Annotated in this window: 8 protein-coding genes; 5 read left to right on the forward strand and 3 right to left on the reverse strand. The window is 67.1% G+C overall.

What is annotated here, in order from left to right; genetic code table 11:
• Positions 1 to 56 precede the first annotated feature (56 nt).
• On the reverse strand, positions 57 to 1,733 hold the full coding sequence (locus tag ACM0O9_RS11145; RefSeq protein ID WP_346607769.1) for an electron transfer flavoprotein-ubiquinone oxidoreductase: 1,677 nt from the start codon (positions 1,731 to 1,733) through the stop codon (positions 57 to 59).
• A gap of 257 nt (positions 1,734 to 1,990) precedes the next feature.
• Here ACM0O9_RS11145 and ACM0O9_RS11150 point away from each other — a divergent pair, with 257 nt between their 5' ends.
• The gene (locus tag ACM0O9_RS11150) at positions 1,991 to 3,154 is read left to right on the forward strand and encodes an acyl-CoA dehydrogenase family protein (protein ID WP_024956299.1); all 1,164 of its coding nucleotides are present in this window, start codon (positions 1,991 to 1,993) and stop codon (positions 3,152 to 3,154) included.
• Positions 3,155 to 3,540: 386 nt separating this feature from the next.
• Here ACM0O9_RS11150 and ACM0O9_RS11155 read toward each other — a convergent pair whose 3' ends face one another.
• Together ACM0O9_RS11155 and ACM0O9_RS11160 are read right to left on the reverse strand one after the other, a co-directional pair.
• Positions 3,541 to 4,020 (reverse strand): tRNA (cytidine(34)-2'-O)-methyltransferase, encoded by a 480-nt coding sequence (locus ACM0O9_RS11155; RefSeq protein ID WP_005420795.1) that lies wholly within the window; start codon positions 4,018 to 4,020, stop codon positions 3,541 to 3,543.
• A 69-nt stretch (positions 4,021 to 4,089) separates the two neighbouring features.
• Positions 4,090 to 4,566: an XAC0231 family protein gene (locus ACM0O9_RS11160; protein ID WP_014035556.1), complete on the reverse strand. Its 477-nt coding sequence runs from the start codon at positions 4,564 to 4,566 to the stop codon at positions 4,090 to 4,092.
• Positions 4,567 to 4,983: 417 nt separating this feature from the next.
• On the opposite strand from ACM0O9_RS11160, the gene ACM0O9_RS11165 reads away from it, so the two are divergent.
• The 4 genes from ACM0O9_RS11165 to ACM0O9_RS11180 all read left to right on the forward strand — a co-directional run bounded on the left by ACM0O9_RS11165 (position 4,984) and on the right by ACM0O9_RS11180 (position 10,523).
• Positions 4,984 to 7,833: a M16 family metallopeptidase gene (locus tag ACM0O9_RS11165; protein ID WP_005420791.1), complete on the forward strand. Its 2,850-nt coding sequence runs from the start codon at positions 4,984 to 4,986 to the stop codon at positions 7,831 to 7,833.
• A gap of 222 nt (positions 7,834 to 8,055) precedes the next feature.
• A complete protein-coding gene (locus tag ACM0O9_RS11170; protein WP_005407628.1) occupies positions 8,056 to 8,373 on the forward strand; it encodes a DUF4156 domain-containing protein in 318 nt (105 codons plus the stop codon).
• A gap of 102 nt (positions 8,374 to 8,475) precedes the next feature.
• Positions 8,476 to 9,492: a 3-oxoacyl-ACP synthase III gene (locus tag ACM0O9_RS11175; protein WP_005420782.1), complete on the forward strand. Its 1,017-nt coding sequence runs from the start codon at positions 8,476 to 8,478 to the stop codon at positions 9,490 to 9,492.
• 140 nt (positions 9,493 to 9,632) lie between these two features.
• The gene (locus ACM0O9_RS11180; protein WP_069138108.1) at positions 9,633 to 10,523 is read left to right on the forward strand and encodes an alpha/beta fold hydrolase; all 891 of its coding nucleotides are present in this window, start codon (positions 9,633 to 9,635) and stop codon (positions 10,521 to 10,523) included.
• Positions 10,524 to 10,560 lie beyond the last annotated feature (37 nt).

Here is a 10,560-nt window from a genome sequence, read left to right on the forward strand (position 1 = left end):
GGATAGCGGTGCGGTGGAGCGGCCGGGCTGCGACACGCGGTCGCAGCCCGGGGCGATCACATGCCCGAGTAGTTCGGGCCGCCGCCGCCCTGCGGGGTCACCCAGACGATGTTCTGGGTCGGATCCTTGATGTCGCAGGTCTTGCAGTGCACGCAGTTCTGCGCGTTGATCTGCAGGCGCGCGTCGCCGGCGTCGCCGACGAACTCGTACACGCCGGCCGGGCAGTAACGGGCTTCGGGACCGGCGTACTCGGCCAGGTTCACCTTCACCGGAATGCTCGGATCCTTCAGCGTCAGGTGGCTGGGCTGGTTCTCGTCGTGGTTGGTGCTGCTCAGGAACACCGAGCTGAGACGATCGAAGGTCAGCACGCCATCGGGCTTGGGGTAGGCGATGCGGGTGTGCTGCGACGCCGGCTCCAGGCAGGCGTGGTCCGGCTGGGTGCGGTGCAGGGTCCACGGCGGGTTGCGCACGCCCAGCTTCGGCAGCAGCCACTGCTCCACGCCGGTCATCAGCGTGGCAACGGTCTGGCCCTTCTTGAACCACTGCTTGAAGTTCTTGGCCTGCTGCAGTTCGGTGAACAGCCAGCTGGCTTCAAACGCCTTCGGGTAGGCGCTCAGTTCATCGTGCTGGCGATCGGCGGCCAGCGCGTCGAACGCGGCGTCGGCGCACAGCATGCCGGTCTTGATCGCGGCATGGCTGCCCTTGATGCGGCTGGCGTTGAGGTAGCCGGCCTCGCAGCCGACCAGCGCCCCCCCGGGGAACACCGTCTTCGGCAGCGACAGCAGGCCGCCGGCGGTGATCGCACGGGCGCCGTAACCGATGCGGGTGCCGCCCTCCAGGTGCTTGCGGATGGAGGGATGGGTCTTGAAACGCTGGAACTCCTCGAACGGGCTCAGCCACGGGTTCTTGTAGTCCAGGCCGACCACGTAACCAATGGCGACCTTGCCGCCGTCGGCGTGGTACAGGAACGCGCCGCCGTAGGTGTCGCCGTCCAGCGGCCAGCCAGCCGCATGCACCACCAGGCCCGGCTCATGCCTGGCCGGGTCGATCTGCCACAGCTCCTTGATGCCGATGCCGTAGGCCTGCGGGTCCTTGCCTTCGTCCAGTTTGTAGCGGGCGATCAGCTGGCGACCGAGGTGGCCGCGCGCACCTTCGGCGAAGATCGTGTACTTGGCGTGCAGCGCCATCCCACGCTCGAAGGCCGGACCGATGCTGCCGTCCTTCTCGATGCCCATGTCGCCGGTGGCCACGCCGATCACCTCGCCGTTGTCGCCGTACAGCACTTCTGCAGCGGCGAAGCCCGGGAAGATCGCAACCTCCAGCGCCTCGGCCTGCTGCGCCAGCCAGCGGGTTACTTCGCCCAGGCTGATGATGTAGTTGCCTTCGTTGTGGAAGCACTCCGGCAGCAGCGCGTTGGGGGTGCTGCGCGCGCCGGTCTCGCTGAGGAACAGGAATTCGTCGCGGGTGACCTTCTGCTTCAGCGGTGCGCCGCGCTCGGCCCAGTCCGGGAACAGCTCGGTCAGCGCGCGCGGATCCATCACCGCGCCGGACAGCACGTGCGCGCCCGGTTCGGAACCCTTCTCCAGCACGCACACCGACAGCTCGCGGCCGGCTTCGAGCGCGCGCTGGCGCAGGCGGATCGCGGTGGCCAGGCCGGCGGGGCCGGCGCCGACGATCACCACGTCGAACTCCATTACTTCACGCGGGGGCAGGGCGTTGGCTTCAGCGCTCATCGATTGCATGACTCGTGGGTAGGGCCGGCATCGGGGCCACCGGCGGTGCCTGGGAATCGCGCGTGCGGCCACGGGCGAAACGGTTGTTTGAATGTGTCAGGGTACCGGGCCGCGCGTGATCGAGCTAGATCGGCGATGTTCACCTCATGATTGCTGCGGTGCAGCGTAGCTGTGCATCTCTGGTGGGTGGCGACCTTGGTCGGCACGCTCTGCCCGGATGACCGACAATGGCCGGGTCCTGACTGCGTGTGAGTGCCATGGCTTTGCATCCGTACGATCTGTTCGATGTCCGTTCCCTGCTCAACGAGGAAGAGCGCGCAGTGCAGGAGAGCGTCGCCCGCTTCACCAACGAGCGCGTGCTGCCGATCATCGGCGATGCCTTCGACCAGGCCCGCTTCCCCGATGAACTGGTGCCTGAGATCGCCTCGTTGGGCCTGCTGGGCGCGACCCTGCCGACCGAGTACGGCGGCGGTGGTCTCGGCGCGGTCAGCTATGGCCTGATCTGCCAGGAGCTGGAGCGCGGCGATTCGGGCCTGCGCAGCTTCGTTTCGGTGCAGAGCTCGCTGTGCATGTATCCCATCTACGCGTACGGCAGCGAGGAACAGCGCCAGCAGTGGCTGCCGGCGATGGCACGCGGCGAACTGATCGGCTGCTTCGGCCTGACCGAGGCGCACGGTGGGTCCGACCCGGCCAGCATGAAGACCCGCGCGGTGCGCGACGGCAGCGACTGGCGCATCAGCGGCAGCAAGATGTGGATCACCAGCGGCCCGGTGGCCGACCTGGCCATCGTCTGGGCGCAGACCGAGGACGGCATCCAGGGCTTCGTGCTGGAAAAGGGCATGGCCGGCTTCACGACGCAGGAGATCAAGCACAAGATGAGCCTGCGCGCGTCGCTGACCGGCGCGCTGTTCTTCGATGACGTGCGCGTGCCCGACAGCCATCGCCTGCCGAACGTGAAGGGCCTGAAGGGGCCGCTGGGCTGCCTGACCCAGGCCCGTTACGGCATCAGCTGGGGGCCGATCGGTGCGGCGATTGCCTGCCTGGATGAAGCACTTGGCTATGCCAAGGAGCGCGTGCTGTTCGGTCGCCCGCTGGCCGCCACGCAGAGCGCGCAGATCAAGCTGGCCGAGATGGCCCGCCGGATCACCACCGCGCAGTTGCTGGCGCTGCAGCTGGGCCGGCTGAAGGAAGCCGGCCAGCTGCAACCGCAGCAGGTCAGCCTGGCCAAATGGAACAACTGCCGCATGGCGATCGACATCGCCCGCGAGTGTCGCGATCTGCTGGGTGGGGCTGGGATCACCACCGAGCACGTGGCGATCCGGCACGCGCTGAACCTGGAATCGGTGATCACCTATGAAGGCACCGAGACCGTGCACCAGCTGGTGATCGGCCGCGAACTGACCGGCATCAACGCGTTCTGAGTGCACCGGTAGTGCCGGCCGCTGGCCGGCATTGCCAGGTAGGGTGCACGCGCCCCGGGCAACGCAAGGGCGCCGACTCCTGATTGATCCAGGCGGAAGGCATCCACGGATGGCGTGGATCTACCGCGCGGCAGTTGGGTCCGCCTTGAAGCGAGCCGAGCACCACAGGACCGACGGGGGCGAAGAGGCGCGGGTGTCTGAGCGCAGCGAGTTCCGCGCCGTTCCCCGGCGGGCCGAGGAGCGCAGGGTACCGGTGCGCAGCACCGGCTCGCAGACGGCGGCGCGTTTCTTTTGGTTACTTTTCTTTCCGCGCGGAAAGAAAAGTAACGCCCATGAACGCATGCGCCCGCCACAGCAACAATCAGGCAGAAGAGAGATGCGTGGCGCTACGCGCCACCGGCAAACCCATGCTGCCGCCACGCCTCGTACATCACCACCGCAACGGTGTTGGAAAGATTGAGGCTGCGGTTGTCCGGCCGCATCGGCAGGCGCAGGCGGCGGCCGTCGGGCAGGGCATCGAGCACCTCCTGCGGTAGGCCACGGCTTTCCGGGCCAAACAGGAACGCATCACCGTCTTCAAAGGCCACGCTGTCGTAGCGCACGCTGGCGCGGGTACTGAGTGCGAACAACCGATTCGGTGCGATCCGCGCCAGCGCGGTGTCCAGGTCGGGGTGGACCTGCAGGCGCGAGTACTCGTGGTAGTCCAGGCCGGCGCGCTTGAGCTGCTTGTCTTCCAGTGCGAAGCCGAGTGGCTCGACCAGGTGCAGCTGCGCGCCGGTGTTGGCGCAGAGCCGGATCACATTGCCCGTGTTGGGCGGGATTTCCGGTTGGAACAGGATCACGTGGAACTGGGGCGCGGCATTCATCGGCGCAGTGTACCTGCGACGACCGCCGCCTTTACGGCGCACGCCCTGCACGGGGCAGGGCGGCACCGGTTACGGGCGCAGCAGGACCTGGGCGGTTTCGGTGGCCAGGGCCTGCAGGTCGGCAGCGCTCGGACGCACCTGCAGGGCCGGCAGGTTGACGATGACCGAGTTGGCGACGTTGGTGGCAGCGGCAGCCAGGGTGGCGGCGTAGCGCTGGGCTTCCAGTTCGGCGGCCAGGGCGACGCGCTGTTCCAGGCTCGGGCGCACTTCCACCGAGGCCAGGGTGGTGATCGGCATCGCGGCGGCGACTGGGGCGGCGACGTAGCCGTTGCGCTCAGCCAGCTGGTCGGCGCTGGGGCGCACTTCCACGGTGGCCAGGGTCGGGATGCCGCTGGCCTGTTCCCAGGCCTGCTGGGCCAGCTGGTCGGCGGCAGGGCGAACCTGGACGGTGGACAGGGTCTTGATCGATTCGGAGGCCTGCACCGACGAAACAACCGCGGTGCCGGCGATCAGGGCGATGGCGATGGCAATGGTCTTGGCGTTCATGACGGGGCCTGTTTAGTGTTGGTGAGCAGTGGTGTGGTAGTAAGGTAGTACACCAGTTCTGGACATGCAAGAGAAATTTTCGATTTCCTGCATTTGTTCATTCTTCAGTCAGCTTTTGTCTGAAGCCCTTCTTGGCGCAGGAAGTACCAAGCAATCCGCGTGCCAATTTTTAGTTATTGATTTGCAAGGCTTTTATGTGGTCCCGAAAGTGTCCGCTGGGCGGACACCTGTCCATTCGATAAGCCGCGGACACTGTCCGGACGCCTTCAGCCGGCGTCTGTGACGTTTTCAAGAGCGCCCCTGGGCGTCGGGCTGGATGGCCATCTGGGCAAACACCCCCAGTGACTGGCGACCGATTCCGGCCGCCGCGCGCGCAGGCTAGGATCGGGGTTCACCTTCGTGACCAAGGATCCGGATATGTCTCTCGCCCTTCGCCCGCGCGCTGCACTGCTGGCCGTCGCCCTCAGCACCGCCCTGGGCACGCTCGCGCCCACCCATGCGCTCGCCGCCAAGCCGGCGGCACCGGCCAAGGTCGATATCCCGTACGAGCAGTTCACCCTGCCCAACGGCCTGCGCGTGATCGTGCATACCGATCGCAAGGCGCCGATCGTTGCGGTCAACGTCTGGTACCACGTGGGCAGCAAGGACGAGCCGGCTGGCCGTACCGGCTTTGCGCACCTGTTCGAACACCTGATGTTCCAGGGCAGCGAAAACCACGACGGCGAATTCTTCGAACCGTTCAAGCAGGTGGGTGCCACCAACCAGAACGGCACCACCAACACCGATCGCACCAACTATTTCGAAAACGTGCCGACCACCGCGCTGGACATGGCACTGTGGATGGAATCGGACCGCATGGGCCATCTGGTCGGTGCGATCGACCAGGCCGCGCTGGACGAGCAGCGTGGCGTGGTGCAGAACGAGAAGCGCCAGGGCGAGAACCAGCCCTACGGCCAGGCCTGGGACCAGCTCAACAAGGCGCTGTACCCGGTGGGCCACCCGTACCACCACGGCGTGATCGGGTCGATGAACGATCTGAACGCGGCGTCCCTGGATGACGTGAAGACCTGGTTCCGCACCTGGTACGGCCCGAACAATGCGGTGCTGGTGCTGGCCGGCGACATCGACCTGGCCACCGCCAAGGAAAAGGTCGCCAGGTACTTCGGCAGCATCCCGGCCGGCCCGACCATGGCGCAGCCGGCGGTGAACGTGGCCAAGCGTAGTGCCGACACGCGCGAGACGATGACCGACAAGGTGCCGCAGGCGCGCATCTACCGCGCCTGGAACGTGCCGCAGGTCGGCACCACCGAGGTCGATCAGCTGCAGTTGTTCGCGCAGGTGCTCGGCGGTGCGAAGTCTTCGCGCCTGAGCCAGCGCCTGCAGCACCAGGACAAGCTGGTGGACAGCATCGCGTCGGGCCTGTCGACCTCGCAGTTGGGCTCGAACTTCGTGATCATGGCGACGGTCAAGCAGGGCCAGGACCCGGCCAAGGTCGAGAAGATCATCGACGAGGAACTGGACCGGCTGATCAAGCAGGGCCCGACCGCGGCCGAACTGGAGCGCGCCAAGACCGGTGCACGCGCCGGTTTCATCCGCGGCATCGAGCGCATCGGTGGCTTCGGCGGCAAGGCCGACGCACTGGCCGAGTGCGCGGTGTTCACCGGCGACCCGGGTTGCTTCCGCACCTCGCTGGCCAACATCGAGAAGGCCAGCGCTGCTGATCTGAGCCGGCTGGGCGCGCAGTGGCTGGACAAGGGCAGTCACACCCTGGTGATCGCACCGGGTGAGCGCGTGGCGCTGAAGGAAGACCCGAGCCAGGCGCCGAAGCCGTTCACCGTGCCGGCAGTGGATCCCAAGTACAGCACCCTGCCGGAGCAGGTCGACCGCAAGGCGGGCGTGCCGCAGACCCGCGAGTTCCCGCAGCTGAAGTTCCCGGCGCTGCAGCGTGCCACGCTGAAGAACGGCACCCAGGTGATCCTGGCCGAACGCCACGAGATTCCGGTGGTGCAGTTCAGCTACCAGTTCCCGGGCGGCTTCAGTGCCGACCAGGGCCGCAAGCCGGGCACCGCCAACTTCACCATGAGCCTGATGACCGAAGGCGCCGGCAAGCTGGGCTCGCTGGCCTTCGCCGATGCCGCCGACGCACTGGGCGCCAGCCTGGATGCTTCGGCCGGCCTGGATTCGATGAGCGTGGACCTGTCGGCACTGAAGGAAAACCTGGCACCGTCGCTGGCGCTGTACCGCGACCTGCTGCGCGAACCGCGCTTCGAGCAGGGCGAGATCGACCGGGTCAAGGCGAGCTGGATCGCTGGCATCCAGCAGGAGAAGGTGAACCCGGGTGCGGTGGCGATGCGCGTGCTGCCCCCGCTGCTGTATGGCAAGGGCCACCCGTATGCCATTCCGTTTACCGGTAGCGGTGACGAGGCGGCGATCAACGGCCTGACCCGCGAGGACCTGGTCGACTTCCACCACGACTGGCTGCGCCCGCAGAACGGCACCCTGATCGTGGTCGGCGACACCACCCTGGCCGAGATCGTGCCGCTGCTGGACAAGCAGCTGGGCGACTGGAAGGCCAGTGGCGAGGCCCCGCAGGTGAAGGCGGCCACCGACGTTGCGCTGCCGAAGGGCCCGCGCGTGTTCCTGATCGACCAGCCGGGCGCGGTACAGGCCAACCTGTTCGCCGGCCAGGTGGTGGCACCTTCCAGCGCCACCAGTTCGACCCGCTTCGACATCGCCAACGGCGTGATCGGCGGCGACTTCACCTCGCGCCTGAACATGAACCTGCGCGAGGACAAGCACTGGTCGTACGGTGCGCGCAGCAGCGCGGTCAATTCGGTGGGCCAGCGCCCGTGGATGGCCAGCGCGCCGGTGCAGATCGACAAGACCGGCCCGGCACTGGCGGAAATGCGCAAGGAAATCGCCGCGTTCGCCGATGGCAGCAAGCCGGCCACCGCTGCCGAGGTCAACCGCATCCGCAACATCCAGACCCTGAGCCTGCCCGGTGCCTACGAGACCGCCAGTGCGGTGGCGTCGACCATCGGTTCGATCGTGCAGTTCAAGCGCCCGGACGACTACGTGCTGCGGCGCAAGGCCGAGATCGAAGCGATGACTCCGGCGCAGGTGCAGCAGGCCGCCGCCGAGATCAAGCCGCAGGCCCTGACCTGGGTGGTGGTGGGTGACCTCAAGCAGACCGAAGCGGCCGTGCGCGCGCTGAACCTGGGCGAGGTGACGGTGATCGACGCCGAAGGCAACCCGGTCAAGAAATAAGGGATGTGCCTGCCCGCCCCCGGCGGGCAGGCCTCCCCAGGTAGTGCCGGCCGCTGGCCGGCAACCCCGTCATGCATCCGAGGTCAGAGCCCCCTGCGGGGGATCCGACCCCTCTGCCGATCTGGGGTCGGATCCCCCGCAGGGGGCTCTGACCCCGGCCCCGGCTACCCCCGATTCAGGCTGTTCAGGCAGAATCCCCCCATACCCTTCCAGGATCTGCCCATGCGCGTTCTGCTGCTTTCCTCCCTGCTGCTCACCGTCACCGCCTGTACCTGGGTGCCGATCGAACCGGCCGGCAAGGCAACCCGCGTGCTGCCGGCAGGGCCGGTTCCGGCCGGCTGCATCGCCAAGGGCGAGGTGGTGGTCACCGTGAAGAGCAAGGTCGGCTTCTACAACCGCAACCCGCTGCGGGTGCAGGAAGAGCTGGAAACCCTGGCCCGCAACGAGGCCCCGAGCGCCGGCGCCAATGCCGTCCAGGCCGCTGCGGCCCCCGCCGATGGCAGCCAGCGCTTCGCCGCGTTCCAGTGCCCGCCGCGCTGAACGCTTCACCATACGGCCGAGGCTGAATTCGTAAAGATGCGGTGAAAGCGCGGGGGTTATAGAATAGCGCCCCCTTTTGCCTGAGCCTTGGCGCTAACCTCGATGCTCTTCAAGAATGTCTCGATCGCCGGCCTGGCACACGTCGACGCACCGCATACGCTGACGACCAAGGAAATCAACGAACGCCTGCAGCCGACGTTGGATCGCCTGGGTATCCGTACCGATGTGCTCGGCGACATCGCCGGCATCCACGCCCGCCGCCTGTGGGACAACGGCGTGCTGGCGTCGGACGCCGCCACCATGGCCGGCCGCAAGGCACTGGAAGACGCGGGCATCACCGCGACCCAGGTCGGCCTGCTGGTCAACACCTCGGTCAGCCGCGACTACCTGGAGCCGTCCACGGCCTCGATCGTGTCGGGCAACCTCGGTGTCAGCGACGAATGCATGACCTTCGACGTCGCCAACGCCTGCCTGGCCTTCATCAACGGCATGGACATCGCGGCGCGCATGATCGAGCGCGGTGATATCGACTACGCGCTGGTGGTGGACGGCGAGACCGCCAATCTGGTGTACGAGAAGACCCTGGAGCGCATGACCGCCCCGGACGTCACCGCCGATGACTTCCGCAACGAGCTGGCCGCGCTGACCACCGGGTCGGGCGCCGCCGCGATGGTGATGGCGCGCGCGGAGCTGGTGCCGGACGCGCCGCGCTACAAGGGCGGCGTGACCCGCTCGGCCACCGAGTGGAACCAGCTGTGCCTGGGCAACCTGGACCGCATGGTCACCGACACCCGCCTGTTGCTGATCGAAGGCATCAAGCTGGCGCAGAAGACCTTCAGCGCCGCCAAGATCGCACTCGGCTGGGCCGTGGAAGAGCTCGACCAGTTCGTGATCCACCAGGTCAGCCAGCCGCACACCGCCGCGTTCATCAAGAACTTCGGCATCGACCCGAAGAAGGTCATGACCATCTTCGGCGAGCACGGCAACATCGGCCCGGCCTCGGTGCCGATCGTGCTGAGCAAGCTCAAGCAGCTGGGCAAGCTGAAGAAGGGCGATCGCATCGCGCTTCTGGGTATTGGCTCGGGCCTGAACTGCTCGATGGCTGAAGTGGTCTGGTAAGCAGCCCGCTGCCCGACCTCCTGTAGAGCCGAGCCATGCTCGGCTCACGCGCGCAGCGCGGCTCTTCCGCAGCGGACCGGAGAGCAGCCGAGCAACGGCTCGGCTCTACATTGCGCCGCGACTCTCCTTAGGTGCTCCGCATGCGCGATCTTCCCGGTTACCCCGCCCACCCGCAGCGCTTCGAGGTCCGCCCCGGCCTGTCGATGAACTATCTCGACGAGGGCCCGCGCGATGGCGAGGTGGTGGTGATGGTGCACGGCAACCCGTCGTGGAGCTACTACTGGCGCACGCTGGTGGCCGGCCTGTCGGACACCTACCGCTGCATCGTGCCGGACCACATCGGCATGGGCCTGTCGGACAAGCCGGACGACAGCCGCTATGAGTACACGCTGCAGTCGCGCGTGGACGATCTTGATGCGCTGCTGAAGCACCTGGGCATCACCGGCCCGGTGACCCTGGCCGTGCACGACTGGGGCGGCATGATCGGGTTCGGCTGGGCGCTGTCGCACCACGAGCAGGTGAAGCGCCTGGTGGTGCTCAACACCGCTGCCTTCCCGATGCCGGCGGCAAAGAAGATGCCGTGGCAGATCGCACTGGGTCGCCACTGGAAGATCGGTGAGTGGATCATCCGCACCTTCAACGCGTTCTCGTCCGGTGCCTCGTGGCTGGGCGTGGAGCGGAAGATGCCGGCCGATGTGCGCCGCGCCTACGTGTCGCCGTACAACAGCTGGGCCAACCGCATCAGCACCATCCGCTTCATGCAGGACATCCCGCTGTCGCCGGCCGACAAGGCCTGGTCGCTGCTGGAACGCGCCGGCAAGGCGCTGCCGTCGTTCGCCGACCGTCCCGCCTTCCTCGGCTGGGGCCTGCGCGACTTCGTGTTCGACCATCATTTCCTGAAGGGCTTCCAGGCCGCGCTGCCGCAGGCCCAGGTGCATGCCTTCGAGGATGCCGGGCATTACGTGCTGGAAGACAAGCAGGACGTGCTGGTGCCGGAGATCCGCGCGTTCCTGGACAAGAACCCGATCTGAGCGGTGTGCCGACCAACGGTCGGCACCCACCCATACC

Origin of the sequence: Stenotrophomonas sp. FR012, from assembly GCF_047520565.2 — a bacterium.
In the GTDB taxonomy this organism is placed as follows: domain Bacteria; phylum Pseudomonadota; class Gammaproteobacteria; order Xanthomonadales; family Xanthomonadaceae; genus Stenotrophomonas; species Stenotrophomonas sepilia.

Bases quoted from the DNA above. Each gene is read 5' to 3' on its own strand.
- ACM0O9_RS11145 (WP_346607769.1), bottom strand. From the start codon at position 1,733: ATGAGCGCTGAAGCCAACGCCCTGCCCCCGCGTGAAGTAATGGAGTTC.
- ACM0O9_RS11155 (WP_005420795.1), bottom strand. From the start codon at position 4,020: ATGAATGCCGCGCCCCAGTTCCACGTGATCCTGTTCCAACCGGAAATC.
- ACM0O9_RS11170 (WP_005407628.1), top strand. From the start codon at position 8,056: ATGCGCGTTCTGCTGCTTTCCTCCCTGCTGCTCACCGTCACCGCCTGT.
- ACM0O9_RS11175 (WP_005420782.1), top strand. From the start codon at position 8,476: ATGCTCTTCAAGAATGTCTCGATCGCCGGCCTGGCACACGTCGACGCA.
- ACM0O9_RS11160 (WP_014035556.1), bottom strand. From the start codon at position 4,566: ATGAACGCCAAGACCATTGCCATCGCCATCGCCCTGATCGCCGGCACC.
- ACM0O9_RS11150 (WP_024956299.1), top strand. From the start codon at position 1,991: ATGGCTTTGCATCCGTACGATCTGTTCGATGTCCGTTCCCTGCTCAAC.
- ACM0O9_RS11180 (WP_069138108.1), top strand. From the start codon at position 9,633: ATGCGCGATCTTCCCGGTTACCCCGCCCACCCGCAGCGCTTCGAGGTC.
- ACM0O9_RS11165 (WP_005420791.1), top strand. From the start codon at position 4,984: ATGTCTCTCGCCCTTCGCCCGCGCGCTGCACTGCTGGCCGTCGCCCTC.